Below are 18030 nucleotides of genomic sequence, written 5' to 3'. Positions count from 1 at the left end.
TGCGAGCAGCTGCGCAGCAGCCGCAATACCTACCAGCCCAACACCCGGCAATAAAACCTCCACTCCTCTTCCAAGGCATGCGCCAGGTTCTCGGCCTTACGGAACCCATGCCGCTCCCCAGCATAAAAATGCCCTTGAGCCTCAACCCCATTGGCCTTGAGCGCCGTCAACATATCCCGGGTTTGGGCGGGCACCACGACCGCATCCAGCTCGCCCTGGAAGAAGATCACCGGCGCTTTGATCTGATCGGCATGCAACAAAGGCGTGCGTTGCCGGTAGCGCTCGGCATCGACCTCAGGGTTACCAATCAGCCAGTCCAGATAATCTCCTTCGAACTTGTGTGTCGCCCGCCCCAATGCCAGCGGATCGCTGACCCCGTACAGGCTGGCACCGGCGCGGAATACATCGTGGAAGGCCAGGGCGCACAAGGTCGTGTAGCCCCCGGCGCTGCCGCCACGAATGAACGCCTTGTGCGGATCGATCAGGCCCAGCCCTGCAAGGTGCGCCACCGCAGCACAGGCATCCTCCACATCGATCTCGCCCCAGCGCAGGTGCAGCGCCTGGCGATACGCCCGCCCATAGCCACTGCTACCGCGATAGTTGAGGTCGGCCACGGCAAAGCCGCGCTGGGTCCAGTACTGGATGCGCGCATCCAGCACGGGGTAGCACGCTGAGGTTGGGCCGCCGTGGATGAACAGCACCAGCGGCGCGGCGCCTTGGCCACGCATGGCGGGATAGAAAAATCCATGGGCCTGGCCATCGCCACTGGGATAGCGGATTGGCTGAGGACGGCTGACCCGCTCGGCGGGCAGGGGTAGGCCGCCACCGGCCAGAACGCGAATCTGTTGGCTAGCCCGCTCGATCGCGATGACCGCAGGCGGGCTGATTGGCGATGCCGCGATGGCATAAAGATAATTCTCATCCATCGCCAGGCTGCGAAAGCGTGTGTAGTCGCTGGCGTAGCGCTGTACCTGATGGCCCTCTGTGCGCAACCCAAGGTGACCGAAGCCTTCCTCGAACCAGGTAGCCAGGTAGGCCTCAGGACCGAGCGCTATCCAGGTGCTGGCGCCCAGTTGCCAGGGCGCGGCGGCGTGGTCGGCAGCCTTGGCGGGCAAGGCTTGCCATTGGCCGTCGAGCTCAGCCCAGGGTTGCCAGAAACCATTACGATCGCACAGGCAATAGAGCCGGCCTTGCCCATCGAAGCGCGGTTGCTGCAGTGACTGGTCCTGGTCGCCATCACCGGCTACGCAACGCGACGGACCCCAGCCGCCCAGGCTCTCGCGCTCACGGCACATAAGCCGGGTGCGGGTCCAGGGCTGCGCGGGGCGATCCCATTCAATCCAGGCCAGGCGCTGGCCGTCGTCGCTCAAGGTCGGCGAGGCGTAGAAGTCGGCGCCTTCTGCCAACACTTCGCGGTCTTCGCCTTCGAGGCTGACCAGGCGATGCTCGACGCTTGCGGCATGCAACTCCTCTACTGCCAGCAGGCGATCATCGCGCCACAGCACATCACCATAGCGACGGTCAGCCGCTTGAGTGAGTGCTCTGGGCGCCGAGCCATCGAGCGCCTGGGTATAGACCTGTTGATCGGCCTCGTTGACGAACACCAGCCCATCGCCACCCAGGCAGAAGCTGCCGCCGCCGTACTCGTAGACCCGGCTGCGCACGCTGAAACCCTCTGGAGTCAGGCAGTGGGCCTGTTGATTGCGCCAGTGCCATAGCCGGCACGCGCCATCGGCGGGGCGAAACTCGTTCCAGAACAAACCAGCGGCGCCGACCTTGAGGTCAGCGAAATCGGTACCGGCCGCTACGGCCTGGGCGGCGCTGAAGTCAGCCGCGGACGATGACACGTGAGTTGCGCTCATTGCGGAAAGTCAGCTCTTCAATGGCCAATTGGGCGTGCTCGGCGTCTTCGCGTGCCTTGAGGATGATGCCGTGATCAGGCGACTTGGCGCACACCGGGTCGGCGTTGCTGGCATCCCCTGTGAGCATGAAGGCTTGGCAGCGGCAGCCGCCGAAGTCCTTTTCCTTTTCATCGCACGAGCGGCACGGTTCGGGCATCCAGTCGTAGCCGCGAAAGCGGTTGAAACCGAACGAGTCGTACCAGATGTGCCTGAGGTCATGATCGCGCACGTTGGGGAACTGCACCGGCAATTGGCGCGCGCCGTGACAGGGCAGGGCGGTGCCGTCCGGGGTGACGGTGAGGAAGATGCTCCCCCAGCCGTTCATGCAGCCCTTGGGGCGTTCTTCGTAGTAATCGGGGGTGACGAAGATCAGCTTGCACGGGTTGCCGGCAGCCTTGAGCTGGTCGCGGTATTGATTGGTGATGCGCTCGGCCCGCTCCAGCTGCGCGCGCGTTGGCAGCAGGCCAACCCGGTTGAGGTGGGCCCAGCCGTAGAACTGGCAGGTGGCGAGCTCGACGAAGTCGGCCTCCAGGGCGATGCACAGCTCGATGATGCGGTCGATCTTGTCGATGTTATGCCGATGGGTGACGAAGTTGAGCACCATCGGGTAGCCGTGGGCTTTGACTGCCCGGGCCATCTCCAGCTTTTGCGCGAAGGCCTTCTTCGAGCCGGCGAGCAGGTTGTTCACCTGTTCGTCGCTGGCCTGGAAACTGATCTGGATATGGTCCAGCCCGGCTTTCTTGAAGTCAGCGATGCGCTGCTCGGTCAGGCCGATGCCGGAGGTGATCAGGTTGGTGTAGTAGCCCAGGCGCCGCGCCTCGCCGATCAGTTCGGCCAGATCCTGGCGCACCAGCGGCTCACCGCCGGAAAAGCCCAGCTGAGCGGCGCCCATTTCGCGCGCCTCGGCCATCACCTTGAACCACTGCTCGGTGCTCAGCTCCTGGCCTTGGGCAGCGAAGTCCAGGGGGTTGGAGCAGTACGGGCATTGCAGCGGGCAGCGGTAGGTCAGCTCGGCCAGCAGCCACAGCGGCAAGCCGACGGGCGGTTTCGCCGGCACCTCAGGCGAGGACGATCCAGTGTTCGGCACGGGCCACCTCCATGAACTGCTCGATGTCATCGGCGACTTCGGGCACGTCGGGGAACTGCTGCGAAAGCTCGGCGATGATCGCCGCCACATCCCGCTGGCCATCGATCAGCCCGCCGATCAGCGCGGCGCTTTCGTTGAGCTTGATCATGCCCTCGGGGTATAGCAGGACATGGCCTTTTTGCGCCGGCTCGTACTGATAACGATAGCCAGGGCGCCAGTTGGGAACCAGTTGGCGATTGAAGCTCATAGGGCAATCCCCTTGTGCCAGACCCGCTCGCGGGTGACGGAGTGATAAGGCGGACGGTGCAGTTCGTAGGCCATGCTCATGGCATCGAGCATGCTCCAGAGGATATCCAGCTTGAACTGCAGGATCTCCAGCATGCGCTCCTGACCCTCGCGGGTGGTGTAGTGCTGCAAGGTGATCGCCAAGCCGTGCTCGACATCGCGGCGCGCCTGGCCCAGGCGCGTGCGGAAGTACTCGTAGCCGGCAGGATCGATCCACGGGTAGTGCTGTGGCCAGCTGTCCAGCCGTGACTGGTGGATCTGCGGGGCGAACAGCTCGGTCAGCGAGCTGCTGGCCGCTTCCTGCCAGCTGGCGCGGCGGGCAAAGTTGACATAGGCGTCGACGGCGAAGCGCACGCCCGGCAGCACCAGCTCCTGGGAGCGCAACTGATCTGGGTCGAGCCCGACTGCCTGGCCTAGTCGCAGCCAGGCCTCGATGCCACCGTCTTCACCCGGGGCGCCGTCGTGGTCGAGCAGGCGCTGGATCCACTCGCGGCGTACTTCGCGGTCTGGGCAGTTGGCCAGGATCGCCGCATCCTTCATCGGGATGTTGACCTGGTAGTAGAAGCGATTGGCCACCCAGCCCTGGATCTGCTCGCGGCTGGCGCGGCCTTCATACATCGCCACGTGGTAGGGGTGATGAATGTGGTAGAAGGCGCCCTTGGCGCGCAGGGCCTGCTCGAACTCGGCAGGGGACATCGGCGTTGCGTCGCTCATCAGGGCCTCCTACAGCTCGATGCTCATGCCGTCGAAGGCGACTTCCACGCCCCGGCGGACCACCTCGGCCCGCTCGGGCGAGTTTTCATCGAGAATCGGGTTGGTGTTGTTGATGTGGATAAGTACCTTGCGCTGGCGGGCGAAGTCATCGAGCACCTCGAGCATGCCGCCGGGGCCGTTTTGCGCCAGGTGGCCCATCTCGCGACCGGTGCGCGTGCCGACACCGCGGCGCTGCATTTCATCATCCTCCCACAGCGTGCCGTCGACCAGCAGGCAGTCGGCGCCGTGCATCATCTCCAGCAGCTTGGCGTCGACCTGGCCCAGCCCCGGGGCGTAGAACAGCTTGCCGCCGGTGCGCAGGTCTTCGACCAGCAGGCCGAGGTTGTCGCCTGGGTGCGGGTCGAAGCGGTGCGGCGAGTAGGGCGGGGCGGCGCTGCGTAGCGGGAACGGGGTGAACTTGAGGTTGGGGCAGGCGTCGATGACGAAGCTGCCTTCGAGCTCGATGCGGTTCCACACCAGGCCGCCGTTCCAGTGGCTGAGCATGTTGAACAGCGGGAAGCCGGTGGTCAGGTCCTGGTGGACCATGTCGGTGCACCAGACCTGATGCGGGCAACCTTCGCGCAGGCTGAGCAGGCCGGTGGTGTGGTCGATCTGGCTGTCGAGCAGGACGATCGCGTTGATCCCGGTGTCGCGCAGGGCGCGCGCCGGTTGCATCGGGGCGAAGGCTTGCAACTGGGCACGGATGTCCGGCGAGGCGTTGCACAGGATCCAGTGCTCGCCGTCATCGGACAGGGCAATCGATGACTGGGTGCGCGCCGTGGCACGCAACGAGCCGTCACGAAAACCCTTGCAGTTGACGCAGTTGCAGTTCCACTGGGGGAATCCGCCACCGGCGGCGGAGCCGAGAATCTGGATGTACATGGCTGCTCTCTATCCGAACTAGCGGAAAAACCTGTAGTGAAAAAACGCGAACGCCCCGGCGGACCGAGGCGTCGAACCGCAAGCAGGGCTTAGCGGTTGGCGAAGTACATGGTCACTTCGAAGCCGATACGCAGGTCAGTGTAAGCAGGTTTGGTCCACATGGGATTACTCCTTCCGGATGGGTCTGGGGGTTGTCAGCTACTTATTTGGTGCCGCCTTGCGCAGGAGGTTCCATTGGCTGGGATTGCGCTATCTTACAAGAAAAATTTGTACCGAAAGGTTAATTCTTTGAAAAGCGCCCTTGCACCTCAGGTAACAATCGACCTGCACTTAGTGCCACTGCGCGCTCGGCGCCGCAGCGTTGGCCAGGCACAACCAGCCGTGCTCGGCCGCAAGTAGCGCTTGGCGCAACTCATCCAGTTGCGCTTGAGTGGTGCTGAGAATAGACCTGCGGATTGCACAAAGCTCGTGCGCTTCTGTCGCCAGATAGGTCTGCCATGCCCAGTGCGCGACATCGGCGTTGGGCATGGCAGTTTCTGCGAAACTGTCGGCCAGGGCCTGCTGCGCAGGGCCATCGAGCTTCACCTCTTGATTCAGCAGTGCTAGCAGGTGCTCGAGTATCTGCGTTGGCTTGGCGTGGGGCGATTGCACGCCGAACAGCAGCCCGCCGACCCCATCGATCTGACGAAAGGCACTGAATACGGCATAACCCAGCTGCAACTCGACGCGCAGACGCTGGTACACCGGGCCTTGCAGCAATTGCCCAAGCAGTCGTCCAACACCTTGCAAGGCAGCGGGCAACGGGCAGAACAGCAGCAATGCGTGTTCAGTCCCGGCAACCTCGACCGGCACCCAACGCCGGCCACGCACGCCTCCGGTAGGCGCGGACGCAGGGCGGCCCCAGGATGTGTGCTGCAACACCGCGCCCAAGGCCGCCTGCTCAACAACGCCAAACCCTACTGCCAAACCCTGCCACTGCGCCGAATGCCAAATCTGTTCGAGCATGGCCTGATTCGGTGCACAGGCGGGTATCGGCTCCGGCTGCGCTAGCGTCAAGGCATCAGGCAGTCGCTTGAGCAGGGCCCTGATCGGTATCAAGGCGGGCTCATCCGGGCCTGGCGCTTGCCAGCTGCTTTGAGGTGGGCGGTGCAACACCTGCAACGCCTCGCCAACGGTTCTAATCACCGCCGCTGGCAGCCCGGCGCAGCGCAGTTGCCAGTAGCGTTGACTGACGCTGAAATCCAGCTGCACAGATGCGCGCTCGGCGCGTTCCGTCAAAGGCCGCAAGGCGTGTTCGAGTACTGCATGCAAGCGTGTTCGCAACGGCGAGACGATCTGCCAGCGCAGGTACAGCGCTGCGAATTGGCGATCGCTTGGCAGACTGTCACTGACGCTCAGGCCTTCAGGCAGAGGCGCGCTGGCGGCGGGAAGTTCGTCTTGCAGGAGTGGATCGGCGCCCGGCAGTTGCCAGTCTGCGTGGCTGTGCAAGGGCAGGCTATCGAGTAGTGCGGCGAAGGCTTTCAGGCCTTGCCCATCGAGTGCCTGGAAAGCGCGGCCGGTGCTGTCTCGGCGTGCCAGTTCCAGGGCACCGGCGGCTTGTTCTCGGCTGCGTTGCAAGTCAGTGAATGCTTCATTCAATGGCTGCGTGTCTGCTTCGCGGATGAACTTCAACCAGCCATTGAGTAAGGCTCGCACCTCATCCTGATCCGCGTCCTCGCTTAGGTGCAGACGCACATGCCAGAGCAATTGACCGGCGAAGGCGTGCAGGGTGTCGACTTTGCATGCCTGTAACCAGCCGCGCTTACGCAGCTGCGCTAGCCAGCCGCCCTCCCGACTATCGCTCAGGCAGGCGAGTAATAGCTCAAGTGCGGGTTCCGCGCCTACAGGCAGATTCTGGTGAGCAAACAGCAGGTCCATTTGGCCTGAGCTGGCACGCGGCTGTCGCAGAGGCCCATTGAGCAAGGGTGGCGGCAGGGCTTGGGCGACCCGCTGGCCGCTGGCAAATATGCTGCCGAACTGCCGGCCGAGCGCTTCCAGCTCATCCAGCGGCTGCGGGCCGCTCAGGCTCAAGACAATCTGGCCAGCCTGATAGAAGGTCGCGTGAAAATCGCTGAGTGCCTGCTGAAAGGCCGGATCCTGCAAGGCCAGGCTATGCCGGTTGCCTGCGTGGAAACCACTAAGGGGATGCTGCGCAGACACTGCCTGGAGCAGGGCGAATTGCTGCTGAGCTTCAGGGTTGCGTGACCAGGCAATGAACTCGGCATGGATCACCTCGCGCTCACGGCGCTGGCGATCAATGCTCAGGTCGGGCTCGGCCAGCATCTGGCACAGACGCTCCAGGCCGCCAGACAGTGCAGCGGGCGGCACCTCGAAGAAGAAGTCGGTAGTGCGCTCGCGGGTACTGGCGTTGACCTGGCCGCTGACACTCTGAACGTAGCGCATCAAGCCGTCTTGCAGCGCAAAGCGGGCGGTGCCGAGGAAGAACAAGTGTTCGAGAAAGTGCGCCAAACCAGGCCATCGTGAAGGTGCGTCATGGCTGCCCGCATGCACCCGCACCGCAGCGGCCGCGCGCTTGAGGCGCGGGGCGTGGCGCAGGGTCAGCTGCAGGCCGTTGGTGAGGTTGAGGTGGCGGGTGGCGTCAGGCATGAGGGCTCCGGTGGCGAAGCATCATGCTAGCGCATATCCATGTCATTGATCAGCAGAGGGCCGGGAGCGAGGCCCTGTGGGAGCTGGCGCAGCCTGCGATGGGCAGGGTGATTTCCCATTCAGCCCTGTCGAGGCAGATGCAACTCCCGACGCAACTCTGTCAGGTAGGGAAACGCCTCGCGTCCCTGCACCACTCGCTCGCGCTCCAGATCCGCCAGCAGCTGGCACTCATCGCGCCCGGCCATCGCCAGCAAGCTGCCATCGGGGCCAATGATGCTGCTCTGTCCACAGTAGTGGATTTCATCCTCGGCACCGCAGTAGTTGGCGTACACCAGATAGCACTGGTTCTCCTGCGCACGCGAACGCACGGTCACCTGGCAGACGAAATCGTAAGGCGTCATGTTGGCTGTCGGCACCAGGATCAATTCGGCGCCTTCGAGCGCCAAGCGCCGGGCATTCTCCGGAAACTCGATGTCGTAGCAGATCAGCATGCCGATCTTCCAGCCGTCGAGCTCGACCACCGGAAAATGATCCGCACCGGGGCTGAACATGGTCCGATCCAGCTCACCGAACAGGTGAGTCTTGCGGTAGTTGCACAGGCTGCTGCCATGGGCGTTGATCAACTGCACGCTGTTGTAGATCGCGCCGTCTTCGCCGCGCTCTGGGTAGCCATAGGCGATGGCGATGCGATGGGCCTGGGCGATCTCGACCACGGCCATGGCCGATGGGCCGTCATCGGCCTCAGCCAGGCGTTCGACGTGCTCGCTGCCGATGTTGTAGCCGGTCAGGAACATCTCCGGGCACACCAGCAACTGCGCGCCGCGAGCTGCTGCCAGTTGCGCCTGGTGTTGCAGGCGCTGTAGGTTGCCGGGCACGTCCAGTGGTCTGGGAGGCCCCTGGAACAGAGCGATGCGCATGCTGCCTCCTTGTCTCAGTCGGCCAGGGCGATCGGCCCGATTTCATCGAACACGTCGCCAGGGCCGGGGTTGTCCGCGTGGGTCTTGCCACCAAAGTGATTCATGATACCCCACACGGCATTGAGCGAGGTCTGCACCGCGCCTTCCACCCAGGCCGGGGTCCACGACACGTCGTCGCCGGCAATGAAAATGCCACGCTGCTCGACTGGCATCTGCGCCTGCATGAAGTGCGCGTACATCCGCTGGTTGTAGCGATAGTGGCCCGGCAGCGCGCCTTTGAACGCACCGAGGAAGTGCGGGTCGGCTTCCCAGGAAATGGTGATAGGGTCGCCGATGATATGCCCAGCGATATCGGTTTTCGGGTAGATCTTTTTCAATGCATCGAGTGCCAGTTGCACGCGTTTTTCCACCGGGTGCGGGAGCATCTTCAGCGCATCGCTCATCCACGCATAGGACAGGCAGATCACCCCTGGTTTATCGTCGCCGTTATCGAACAGGTAGGTACCACGGGTCAGCCGGTCGGTGAGGGTCATGCTCATCAGGTCGCGACCGGTTTCTGGGTCTTTGTCTTTCCAGAACGGCCGGTCGACCATGACGAAGGTTTTCGACGACTGCATGTAGCGGGTGCGGTCCAGGGCCATCCACATCTTCTGCGAGAACAACGACTCTTCACAGTCGATCTGGGTGGTCAGCAGCCAACTCTGGCAGGTCGTCAGCACCGCCGCGTAATGGCGGCAGTCGCCCCAGTTGTCGGTGACTGCCAGGCGGCCGTCGCTGGCGCGGGCAATGCGCTTGACGCCGGTGCGCGGTGCACCGCCGTGCAGCGAGCTCAGGCTGGTACCTTCAGGCCAGTGCGCACAACGCTCCGGCACATGGCGCCAGATGCCCTGCGGCACTTGCTCGACGCCGCCGACCACCAGGTGTTGGTGGTCGTCGCAATTGGTCATCACCACACGGAAGATTTCCAGCATCGAGTTGGGGAAGTCCGAGTCCCAACCACCGGTGCCGAAGCCCACCTGGCCGAACACTTCGCGGTGCTGGAAACTCAGTTTGGCGAAGGCTTTGGAGGTGGCGACGAAGTCGTAGAAAGTGCGGTCGTCCCACAGCGGCACCAGGGTGTTCCACAGTTCTTTCAAGCGAGGCACGTCGCGGTCACGGATGGCCTGCTGGATGTCACCGAAGCGCGCACCGCTTTCCAGGGCGTCGGCCCAGGCATCGGCAACTTCCTGGAACAGGGCCGGCAAGTCGGCGGCTTTTTCCGCGTAGTAGGTCTGGCCTTCCAGATCGATTACCGTGCTGCGTGAGGCAGGGGTGAGCGGGTTGGGGAAGGGTTTGGTTTCCAGGCCCAGCTTGTCGACGTAGTGGTAGAACGCCGTGGACGATACCGGAAAGCGCATTCCGCCCAGCTCGGCGATGATCCCGTCGGTGCCGTTGAAGGCCTGCGAGCGCAGCCGCCCACCCATCTTCGACGCCTCGTAGACCACCGGTTTGAGGCCCAGCTTCATCAGCTCGTAGGCCGCCACCAGCCCGGCGATGCCGGCGCCCACGATCGCCACTTCTTCACCATGACGCGCGGCCGGGATGCTACCCAGGCCAGCCGGGTGTTCCAGCCAATCATCGAAGGCAAAAGGGAAGTCCGGGCCGAAGATGGTGATCGGCTTTTTACCGTCGGCGGGGTGGCGATTGTTGTTGTTCATGTGATGACCTTGCCAGGGGCTGCGCGAGGGGCGGAGCCTGAGTATAGGAAATGCCTGGAGGTGATTTTAGAGGGGAGGTAGTTCGTAATTAAGACTCAACATGATGTCGATATGATCGATAGGTCGTCATTTAGACGCCGATTTGGTTTTAATGACGAATGTGGGTGATGGTCTTTGGTTGGAGGGTTTACCTCTGGGGGGCAGCTTGCTCTTTGCGATTCGCATTTCTGCTAAAGCTGCGATTCCTTCGTGCAGTTCAGTGAAAATATCTCGTTTCATTGCTACAACCTCGTGTGCAGAGGTCGGCAATGTTAATCACCTGTGCCAATGACGCGTAACGTCAAAATGGCTTCGAAAAATTTCCTGGGGCAGCCGTGCCTATGTGGAGAACCGCACTTAGCTAGGAAGCCTCCTACAGACCACAAAAATGTCAGGACGTATCCTACGCGCGCTATCGCCTCGGTCTGGCTGTGCGGGAAATAGTTCATCGCTACCTTCACGGGATCGCCGTATATCGGTGATCGGGCGTGAGAACCCGTCGGTTATTCGTAGAGGCATGCTGTTATGGCAGCTGTGCATGGGCAGGCTTTGCCTGGCCGGAGTCATTGGCCTCTACGAACGCCGGTTCTCACCCCGTGTACGGCTGCCACCCATTTCCGTGAGAAGGGATGGGTAGTGGTCTCCTTGAATCGGCTATGGAGGCTAACCCTGTGAAAAAGATCGTTCCCGATCCACCCCTCAAACTCAACCCGACCACCGAACAACCTTTCAGCACCTGCGAATCCAGCCATCCGCCAGTGTTCCACGTAAGCTCGGGTATCGACGCCGCTGACGCCTTGGTCCACGCCAGTCTGTTGGCCAACGGTATCCGCCAGATCGCCGATGATTACGCCCAACACCATGCTTCGGAATCACACAGCGGCCTGATCTGGACGATCCATCATTCGGCCGAGGCGATCAAAGCCCTGACTGACGCGGTGCTCGACGCGATGGAGCGTTGATGCCCAGGCGCAATTAGTCAGCCCGGCTGCCCGCGGTCCACTTTGCTGCTGAGGATGATCGAGGTGGTGGTTTTCTCCACGCCCTCAAGGCTGCCGATCTGATCGAGCAGTTGGTCCAGTTGCTCGGGAGAATCGCTGTGCAGCCACGCCACATAGTCGAACTCGCCGCTCACCGCGCAAAGTTGCTGCACCTGGCCCATGGCGCTCATGCGCCGCACCACATCCTTGCCCGATCGCGGCTGCACCTTGATCCCGACATAGGCCTGCAGACCACCGCCTATCAGGCGCTGGCCCAAGCGCACGCCATAACCGGTTATAACCTTGCTCTTCTCCAGTCGCGCCAGGCGCGAATTGACCGTGGTGCGGGCAATGCCCAGGTGGCGAGCGAGGGTGGCGACGCTTTCACGGGCGTTGATTTGTAGTAGCGCGATGAGCTGGCGGTCGATTTCATCGAGGGCGATTTGACGGGAGTCTGGCATGACGGCTCTCTGTTCAGAAGGCCATAGACTAGTCAGCCCTTTGCACCTAGAGCAAGGCGGTTGAACAGCGCTTATTGCGCATGGGTTGGCCTATCCAACGAGCAAAGATGGTTTCAGGTCTAAGCTCAGGGAGTAGGCCTGTTTGCCACGCAGGTCTTTGCCAGGGAAATCGTCGCAATGTTGCAGGCGTCACAGATGGAGTAGAACGACAACGGCAGGCCTGAAGTTAAGCAATAAAGTGAGCAGGTCGGCTGGAGCAAACCGTGGCCCGAGGCGCCTTAGCGTCGGTGAAGATTCACCTGTTCGAGAGATGGAAGGGATGACCAAACACAAGGACCTGAGCCGTCTGCAGATCGACGGCGTTTTCTGCATCAGCCTCAAGGAACGCAGCGACCGTCGCGAGTTATTGCAACGAGAGTTTGCTGCAAGTGGGCTGGATATCGAGTTCATGCTGGTGGATCGCGACCAATACAGCCCCGAGCGCGGCTGTTTCGACTCTCACATGAAATGCGCCAGAGCGGCGCTCGACCGCGGCTACCGGCGCATCCTGATTCTTGAAGACGACGCCACCCTGCTTACCTTCGACCCGATCCAGGTCGAGCAGATCAACAGGTTTTTCCAGCGCCGCGACCCTGAGCTGTTCTACCTCGGCGCCAACCTGGGCAAGGTCTGGCTAACCTGGACCCGCGGCATAGCCCGCGTACGCGCCAGGGGCACCCACGCCTACATCCTCTCTGCCCGTGGCTGCCAGCGTCTGCTTGAAGAGGCGCCGTTCAATAACGTCGCTATCGACCGGGTGCTGTCCAAACGCTTCAAAGCCTATATGGCCTTCCCCATGCTCAGCCAGCAGCAGCCTGAAGAAATCGCCTCCAGCGACATCATTGCGGTGCGCTGTCTGGATGGGAAATACCCCGATGCGGCGTACTGGCGGGATAACTGGCGCCGCCAGTACAGCCAAGCACTGCGCAACTTTGGCAAGACGCTGTTGTTGCGCGATCTTTAACGTAGGCGCTGGTGCCGTGAGCCGATTAGATGCGTTATTCGGCTCACGCGAGGCTCTTGAACAGCAAATACGATAAAGCCGCGCAAATGCGCGGCTTTGTCGTTTGTTTGGTGGGCCCACACGGACTCGAACCGTGGACCAAAGGATTATGAGTCACAGAATGACACCCCGAGGCCTTATAAGTCTAGGCTAGGGACTGTCAGGGTACAACAGGGCTAAGCCCTTGTTAATACGGAGTTTTTGCTAGGTTAGGCAAATTAGGTAAGGCTGGGGACTGTACCGCCAACGTACCTTTAACGTGTAGGTGTCTGGCGATCAAGCGGGCTTGCCTGCAGCTACCTCCAAACGTAACGTACCGCTGAAGGACATTTCAGGAGCTGAAAATGACAGACCGACAGACACCTGGAATTCCTGATGGCCCGAGGCTCGTGTACCACTCATGCTTTGCAACAGTGCTCAAAGCAGTGGACGCCCGATATGACGTTCGCGGCTACATCCTGGCCCAGATGGTCAGGGTATGCCTCGAGAATCGCGCTAGGGTGCCTCTAACACAGCGTGCTTATTACGAGCGTTATGCTCAAAAGGAAGCCATAGAGTTTATGGAGCTTTTCACTGCCAGTCTCTTATTCGGCGCTGCTGGGCGATTTTCTCCCTACGAGTACCTCTATTCAAAACCGACGCTTGGAAGCGAGTGATTCCAGTGGAAGCAAGGTGCGCAGATGAGCAATATGCAGAGAGCTACCGAAGCCTTGCGCGCGTCCAAGAAGGTTGTTTTTTTCACGGGTGCCGGCATCTCCGCAGAAAGCGGAATACCTACGTTCCGCGACAAATTGACGGGACTTTGGACAAAGCACGACCCTGAGCGTCTCGAAACAGCGGCTGCCTTTCGAGAAAACCCAGCTCTCATATGGAGCTGGTATCTATGGCGACGACACCAGGTTGGACAAGCAAAACCCAATGCGGCCCATCTTGCCATTCCCCTGCTAAGCAATGCCGGGTGGGAGGTATCCGTCGTCACCCAGAACATTGATGACTTGCATGAACGCTCTGGCTCCAGTCAGGTTGTTCATCTTCATGGCAGTCTGATGGACGTCAAGTGCTTCGCCTGCCACCGACCCGGGAAGCTAACGCCAGCCCAGCTGGGGATTCCTGAAGAAGGACAATTGATCGAGCCGCCTCGTTGTGTCCGATGCAATGGAAAACTTCGTCCTGGACTGGTCTGGTTCCGGGAGAAGCTACCGGAGGGCGCGTGGCGGTCAGCGGTACGACTCGTGAAAAACTGTGACTTGCTGATTTCAGTTGGTACCTCCGGCGTCGTCATGCCGGCTGCTGATATTCCGAACATGGCCCTCGCTGCCGGGGCTACCGTGATCCATGTAAATCTTGAAGACGTTGGATTGGACGCGGCAGACGAAATAATGCTGACTGGAGCCGCCGGGGTGTTATTACCCGCCTTGCTTCGAGCGTTAGGGGTTGGTGCTCCATTGCCGCCTGACGGGTTTACCTAATCGGAGAAATGCCCATGAGCAAGCCAGTGCGCACGACTGTGAAGTGCCAGGATCCGGGTGATGGCAGCGGCGACCTTATTATTGACCTTCCCCAAGATGTTCTAATAGCCCTGAACGTGGGGCTTGGTGATTTGCTGAGTGTCGAGCTGGTTAATGGCGCGATAGAGCTGAGACCGATTCGAGCTGCTGCTGGCCCGTCTCATAAGAAAGGATGACGCTGTTATTGTTGAGTGGATATCGGCCCTCCGTAATACCAGGGATCTGAAAGCGCAATTTCCTCATCTCCCCCCGAGATCACCATACTCAGCACCGCTTCGAGCGTCTCAGCCACCGTTTCCCAGTATGCGGCCTGGGCTTTACACTTATGAGTGTTGGGTGATTCCTCCCTTTCGGCCTTCAGCGCTGCTCTGGCATACATCGACGAATTTCTGGATGCGGTCTCATAGCCGGCCAGCAAGCGACGATTCTCAGGTGTGTCGGGCCATTCTTGATTTCGCTCAAAATCGGCCCTGCAGGCAGCATGAGTGAATCCTTCCAAGGAGATCGTTGGCATAACTCCTCCTTCCGTGGACTTTAAATTGAGGGTAGCCCGCAGGTCCCTCTATCAAGAAAAGTACACCCGGGCAGTAGTGCCAGCGCCACTGGTCGCAGGTGTTATGGGATGAGTGGGCGGCTACCAACCACGATCGAAGCTTCTCTGCATATCGATGAGCCTATCCCTCAAAGCGGCAGCTACTGAGACCGGGATCCAGGTGGCCAATAGCCATTCCATGCTTGGGGCGACGTTACTTAAGACATTTCCAAGCTTCGGGGACCATTTTTGCTGTTTTTGACCCAAGCAGGGGTTTCGAACACACCTCTAATTCCCGCAAAGCACCCCTACATCACCCCAAACACCCCCTGTAGCCCTCAAAAATGCCTGAATTAGCCCGATCATGACCCCTCCCAGAGCGTAATAGATTCTCGCTCTATTGATACAGGGGTGCTTGGAACCTACCCATAAGCCACCTCTAAACTGCCCAAAATCCCCCTGTCATTTCCCAATGGGGCACCCTAAAAGCACTGGTTGCAGCAATGAGGCAAAATCACTATCCGTTTGCACCATAGCCAGCTTAACGGTGCAAAAAAGGTAAGCGTCCGGTGAACTCACCTTCCGAACTCCCTCTTTAAGGACGGTGGTGTCCGCGTATTTTTAAGCGGACGCGATCACCCTTATCGCCAGGATCTCCATGCGCCAACGAAGCTCTTATCCGAAACCTTTCAAAGCCCAGGTCGTTCAGGTAGGCCTGCAGCCTGGCGCAACGATGTCCAGTGTTGCCATCAACCGTGTCCAGTGTCGACTGGATGCCGCTACCGCTGCTGTGGCCGGATTCGGTTCGCGCGGAGTGGATAGTTAGGGAGATCAATGGCGACCACGAGTCAATGATGGCAAAATGACGCCTTTGTTTTGGCACTTCGGTTCCTCTTGCCCACTCACAGGACACTGGGAAAACGTAACCTCCTCACTCCAACTGACGATGAAAGGCGAGTCATTTGCGGGCACGGAGCGAATGCGCCAGAGCTAGCCTCACCAGCCTTCATACTCTCACTAATAGTTTGGAACTGTTATGCCACCATATGGAATTATTACCCTGTTGTGCGCAGGCGTAATCGCACTCATCGTCCTGATAGCACTGCACTTCGTTAAATCTACGGGTGGGCGTGTAGGCATCATACTTGGGGGGCTGCTCACTTCCATCCTCGCGGCAGTGCTGGTTGAAGCCCATGGTTCGAGCCAACATTTCTGGTACGATTTCGGCGATCACATCCTCGGCCACCTTTTTGTTGCCGTAGCTGGTTACGTGGGTTCGGTACTGATCATCGGCGGCGCTGCCTGGCTTCTTGGCAAGCTAGGCAAGTGGGATCATGCAGTTGGTACTCACTTGCTTGGCTTGCTTGGCTTGATGAGTTTTTTCTATCCCCTCATCCCCATAGGCACCGTAGCTATTGCTATTCGCTGGGCGCTCAATGCTAAAGACCCAAAGAAAGTATGGGCTTGCAAGCAAGCATTCACTCTACAGGCGTTTTTCAACGTTATCTTTCTCGCCGACCTTCTTGTACTGTCTATGACCGGCTATTTTGCTGTGGTCATAGCCCACTCGATTGTCCTGATTGCGTTGATTGTATTGACGATCATGGGCATCTTGGGCGCCAAGAAGAACTGGGCCTACTCCTATCCCGGGCTGGGTTCTTTGTTGGGAACTCCCCCGGTAGTCGATTCACCTCAAATTGATGTGCCGGTGGCACAAGCTCCGTCGACGGTTTGATTGCCGGGTTGCGTGAGCAGGGGGCAGGTCGCCCTGACCCCATCGCTGACGGGCCGGACCCACAGGTCCGTGTGAGTTCGTATCACCTAGACTGACCCGGTCATAACCCTTAATACGACACGGCAGATTCCCGCTCTGCTGATATAGGGTGCCTGGAACATACCCATTGACTGCTGCGGACTACCTGAATGACAACTGTCCACATTCCATGAAATGTGGACAGTAGATTTGTCGAGAATTCACAATAGTCAAGGTATCCGTCCGGCCAACACACCTTCCTGACGCCTCCGCTGAAGGTGTGTTGGCCGGACGGATACGATGGATGCTGATTTTGCGAGGGTTACTGCGTCCATGATGGTGAGACAGCCTCTTGCTGCCGGCAGGAGCTGGCAGGGGGCAATTTGGGGGTTGAACAGCAGGACAACCCTTGGTCAAGCAGGGAGGGGAGTGGTCATGACGCTATGTTGGCGTCATGACCGGATGGTGCTGGTAAGGTTAGCGGATGGTGATATCGAATTTGTCGGAATAGACCTGGTGGGTTTTAATGTTCACCACGCTCACGCCCGCGATCTTGATGTCGAAAATGTAGTTATCAATCAGAAGCTCACGCTGGTTTTGAATCGTCGCCTGCGAATAATTGGTAGTCATCCGAAGATGCTGGGGAACCGATTCGAGATTGATAGCGAGCCGTAGGTCGTCTCTCTCTTTGGCGAGTTGCTCCGGAGTGATGCGCAAAGAACCGTTGATGCGGGCAATGGGTACCGCCGAAGGTGGTTTGACTGGGGGCAGTACCAGCATTGGCCGCTTCACTTTGATAACGTCCACGCCTGCCTTGGCTCCGTAGCCATTCTGGCCCTCATAGTGATCCATTACCTTGCGGACTTCAGGTAACCACAACCCATAGCATACGGGGGCCATGTAGCTGTAATTCTTGGCGCCAGGGCAATCGCTGGGCAGAAGCATCATCGAGAATTTGATGGCACCTGTTTGCTTATCAAATTCGATGTTGTTCTCGGGAATGGTGGAAATAACTGAGAATAGACTGAGCGCCGAGACGCGCTGCTGGTACGCAGCATCCGTCTCATATTTGCCTTGGCCACCGCCTAGCTCATCGGCGAAATCCAGCAGTTTCGACGAGTCGCCGTAAATCGGAACCTTAGTCGACTCCACGTAAGGTCGTAGCGGCACTACTGCCGTCTCACGTTTTAGGTAGGCCTCGTAAGGTGATGGAGGTTGGGGTGGCAGGGCGCAACCGCCGAGCATCCCTGCCATAACGGACAGCAAGAAAACTTTACGCATCTTTTCCTCTCAGATGAAACAGCAACCGCTGCGCTAAACGTGCAACGGGGACTCATGAACCGTATGGCTCAAACTCTCTATTATCTGCTGGAAAGCTTCAAGCGGGAGAGGGTTGGCGCGAGCTCCTACAGTGCACAGCACAGCGGTCGAGGGCCTCCGTCATTGCAGTGGTATTTCCCAGGGGAGTCGGCCTCAGCGTATGGGGGCGCAAGAAATTCGCTGGTGTAGTAGCGTGGGCAAACGTGTGTAGCTCGGTCCGGTTGCTC

18 protein-coding genes are annotated in these 18030 nt (G+C 59.9%); 6 read left to right on the top strand and 12 right to left on the bottom strand.

What is annotated here, in order from left to right:
• Window positions 1–29: 29 nt before the first annotated feature.
• From AAZU54_RS16285 to AAZU54_RS16245, 9 genes are all read right to left on the bottom strand, one after another.
• Entirely contained in the window at window positions 30–1862 is a 1833-nt protein-coding gene (locus AAZU54_RS16285; RefSeq protein WP_434727400.1) for a prolyl oligopeptidase family serine peptidase, read from the bottom strand.
• Window positions 1828–2988: a pyrroloquinoline quinone biosynthesis protein PqqE gene (pqqE, locus tag AAZU54_RS16280; RefSeq protein WP_186552705.1), complete on the bottom strand. Its 1161-nt coding sequence runs from the start codon at window positions 2986–2988 to the stop codon at window positions 1828–1830. Before pqqE ends, AAZU54_RS16285 begins: the two co-directional genes overlap by 35 nt.
• Complete coding sequence (gene pqqD / locus AAZU54_RS16275) at window positions 2960–3235, bottom strand: pyrroloquinoline quinone biosynthesis peptide chaperone PqqD (protein ID WP_186552704.1); 276 nt, start codon at window positions 3233–3235, stop codon at window positions 2960–2962. Before pqqD ends, pqqE begins: the two co-directional genes overlap by 29 nt.
• The gene (pqqC, locus tag AAZU54_RS16270) at window positions 3232–3987 is read right to left on the bottom strand and encodes a pyrroloquinoline-quinone synthase PqqC (RefSeq protein ID WP_186552703.1); all 756 of its coding nucleotides are present in this window, start codon (window positions 3985–3987) and stop codon (window positions 3232–3234) included. Before pqqC ends, pqqD begins: the two co-directional genes overlap by 4 nt.
• 9 nt (window positions 3988–3996) lie before the next feature.
• Window positions 3997–4908, bottom strand: coding sequence for a pyrroloquinoline quinone biosynthesis protein PqqB (pqqB, locus tag AAZU54_RS16265; RefSeq protein ID WP_434727399.1), 912 nt, complete (start codon window positions 4906–4908; stop codon window positions 3997–3999).
• A gap of 89 nt (window positions 4909–4997) precedes the next feature.
• Entirely contained in the window at window positions 4998–5069 is a 72-nt protein-coding gene (gene pqqA, locus AAZU54_RS16260) for a pyrroloquinoline quinone precursor peptide PqqA (protein ID WP_003243383.1), read from the bottom strand.
• A gap of 169 nt (window positions 5070–5238) precedes the next feature.
• The gene (gene pqqF, locus AAZU54_RS16255; RefSeq protein WP_434727398.1) at window positions 5239–7554 is read right to left on the bottom strand and encodes a pyrroloquinoline quinone biosynthesis protein PqqF; all 2316 of its coding nucleotides are present in this window, start codon (window positions 7552–7554) and stop codon (window positions 5239–5241) included.
• Window positions 7555–7673: 119 nt separating this feature from the next.
• A complete protein-coding gene (locus tag AAZU54_RS16250; protein ID WP_434727397.1) occupies window positions 7674–8471 on the bottom strand; it encodes a carbon-nitrogen hydrolase family protein in 798 nt (265 codons plus the stop codon).
• A 14-nt stretch (window positions 8472–8485) separates the two neighbouring features.
• Window positions 8486–10168, bottom strand: coding sequence for a flavin monoamine oxidase family protein (locus AAZU54_RS16245; protein WP_186552699.1), 1683 nt, complete (start codon window positions 10166–10168; stop codon window positions 8486–8488).
• 710 nt (window positions 10169–10878) lie between these two features.
• Here AAZU54_RS16245 and AAZU54_RS16240 point away from each other — a divergent pair.
• A complete protein-coding gene (locus AAZU54_RS16240; RefSeq protein WP_186552698.1) occupies window positions 10879–11169 on the top strand; it encodes a DUF3077 domain-containing protein in 291 nt (96 codons plus the stop codon).
• A gap of 17 nt (window positions 11170–11186) precedes the next feature.
• On the opposite strand, the gene AAZU54_RS16235 is transcribed toward AAZU54_RS16240, so the two are convergent.
• Entirely contained in the window at window positions 11187–11648 is a 462-nt protein-coding gene (locus AAZU54_RS16235) for an Lrp/AsnC family transcriptional regulator (RefSeq protein WP_186552697.1), read from the bottom strand.
• 319 nt (window positions 11649–11967) lie between these two features.
• On the opposite strand from AAZU54_RS16235, the gene AAZU54_RS16230 reads away from it, so the two are divergent.
• The 4 genes from AAZU54_RS16230 to AAZU54_RS16215 all read left to right on the top strand — a co-directional run bounded on the left by AAZU54_RS16230 (window position 11968) and on the right by AAZU54_RS16215 (window position 14374).
• Window positions 11968–12651, top strand: coding sequence for a glycosyltransferase family 25 protein (locus AAZU54_RS16230; protein ID WP_392463680.1), 684 nt, complete (start codon window positions 11968–11970; stop codon window positions 12649–12651).
• 383 nt (window positions 12652–13034) lie between these two features.
• A complete protein-coding gene (locus tag AAZU54_RS16225; RefSeq protein WP_434727396.1) occupies window positions 13035–13346 on the top strand; it encodes a hypothetical protein in 312 nt (103 codons plus the stop codon).
• Window positions 13347–13370: 24 nt separating this feature from the next.
• Complete coding sequence (locus AAZU54_RS16220; protein WP_434727395.1) at window positions 13371–14159, top strand: SIR2 family NAD-dependent protein deacylase; 789 nt, start codon at window positions 13371–13373, stop codon at window positions 14157–14159.
• 14 nt (window positions 14160–14173) lie between these two features.
• Window positions 14174–14374 carry an AbrB/MazE/SpoVT family DNA-binding domain-containing protein gene (locus AAZU54_RS16215; protein WP_434727394.1) on the top strand — a complete coding sequence of 67 codons (201 nt, stop codon included), beginning with the start codon at window positions 14174–14176 and terminating at the stop codon, window positions 14372–14374.
• A 5-nt stretch (window positions 14375–14379) separates the two neighbouring features.
• Here AAZU54_RS16215 and AAZU54_RS16210 read toward each other — a convergent pair whose 3' ends face one another.
• Window positions 14380–14712 carry a hypothetical protein gene (locus tag AAZU54_RS16210; RefSeq protein WP_434727393.1) on the bottom strand — a complete coding sequence of 111 codons (333 nt, stop codon included), beginning with the start codon at window positions 14710–14712 and terminating at the stop codon, window positions 14380–14382.
• Between the two features lie 1054 nt (window positions 14713–15766).
• Here AAZU54_RS16210 and AAZU54_RS16205 point away from each other — a divergent pair.
• Window positions 15767–16465, top strand: coding sequence for a hypothetical protein (locus AAZU54_RS16205; RefSeq protein WP_434727392.1), 699 nt, complete (start codon window positions 15767–15769; stop codon window positions 16463–16465).
• Window positions 16466–16960: 495 nt separating this feature from the next.
• On the opposite strand, the gene AAZU54_RS16200 is transcribed toward AAZU54_RS16205, so the two are convergent.
• Window positions 16961–17764 (bottom strand): hypothetical protein, encoded by an 804-nt coding sequence (locus tag AAZU54_RS16200; protein WP_434727391.1) that lies wholly within the window; start codon window positions 17762–17764, stop codon window positions 16961–16963.
• Window positions 17765–18030: the final 266 nt, after the last annotated feature.

Source organism: Pseudomonas sp. Je.1.5.c, assembly GCF_051129895.1.
Classification (GTDB): Bacteria; Pseudomonadota; Gammaproteobacteria; order Pseudomonadales; family Pseudomonadaceae; genus Aquipseudomonas; species Aquipseudomonas urmiensis.
The sequence above is the reverse complement of the archived record's forward strand: the minus strand, read 5'-3'. Positions and strand labels throughout refer to the sequence as shown.

Excerpts from the sequence above, each read along its gene's own strand:
- AAZU54_RS16225 (WP_434727396.1), top strand. The coding sequence starts at position 13,035 with ATGACAGACCGACAGACACCTGGAATTCCTGATGGCCCGAGGCTCGTG.
- pqqF (WP_434727398.1), bottom strand. The coding sequence starts at position 7,554 with ATGCCTGACGCCACCCGCCACCTCAACCTCACCAACGGCCTGCAGCTG.
- AAZU54_RS16235 (WP_186552697.1), bottom strand. The coding sequence starts at position 11,648 with ATGCCAGACTCCCGTCAAATCGCCCTCGATGAAATCGACCGCCAGCTC.
- pqqD (WP_186552704.1), bottom strand. The coding sequence starts at position 3,235 with ATGAGCTTCAATCGCCAACTGGTTCCCAACTGGCGCCCTGGCTATCGT.
- AAZU54_RS16210 (WP_434727393.1), bottom strand. The coding sequence starts at position 14,712 with ATGCCAACGATCTCCTTGGAAGGATTCACTCATGCTGCCTGCAGGGCC.
- AAZU54_RS16220 (WP_434727395.1), top strand. The coding sequence starts at position 13,371 with ATGAGCAATATGCAGAGAGCTACCGAAGCCTTGCGCGCGTCCAAGAAG.
- AAZU54_RS16200 (WP_434727391.1), bottom strand. The coding sequence starts at position 17,764 with ATGCGTAAAGTTTTCTTGCTGTCCGTTATGGCAGGGATGCTCGGCGGT.
- AAZU54_RS16205 (WP_434727392.1), top strand. The coding sequence starts at position 15,767 with ATGCCACCATATGGAATTATTACCCTGTTGTGCGCAGGCGTAATCGCA.
- AAZU54_RS16230 (WP_392463680.1), top strand. The coding sequence starts at position 11,968 with ATGACCAAACACAAGGACCTGAGCCGTCTGCAGATCGACGGCGTTTTC.
- AAZU54_RS16245 (WP_186552699.1), bottom strand. The coding sequence starts at position 10,168 with ATGAACAACAACAATCGCCACCCCGCCGACGGTAAAAAGCCGATCACC.
- pqqB (WP_434727399.1), bottom strand. The coding sequence starts at position 4,908 with ATGTACATCCAGATTCTCGGCTCCGCCGCCGGTGGCGGATTCCCCCAG.
- AAZU54_RS16285 (WP_434727400.1), bottom strand. The coding sequence starts at position 1,862 with ATGAGCGCAACTCACGTGTCATCGTCCGCGGCTGACTTCAGCGCCGCC.
- pqqC (WP_186552703.1), bottom strand. The coding sequence starts at position 3,987 with ATGAGCGACGCAACGCCGATGTCCCCTGCCGAGTTCGAGCAGGCCCTG.
- AAZU54_RS16250 (WP_434727397.1), bottom strand. The coding sequence starts at position 8,471 with ATGCGCATCGCTCTGTTCCAGGGGCCTCCCAGACCACTGGACGTGCCC.
- AAZU54_RS16215 (WP_434727394.1), top strand. The coding sequence starts at position 14,174 with ATGAGCAAGCCAGTGCGCACGACTGTGAAGTGCCAGGATCCGGGTGAT.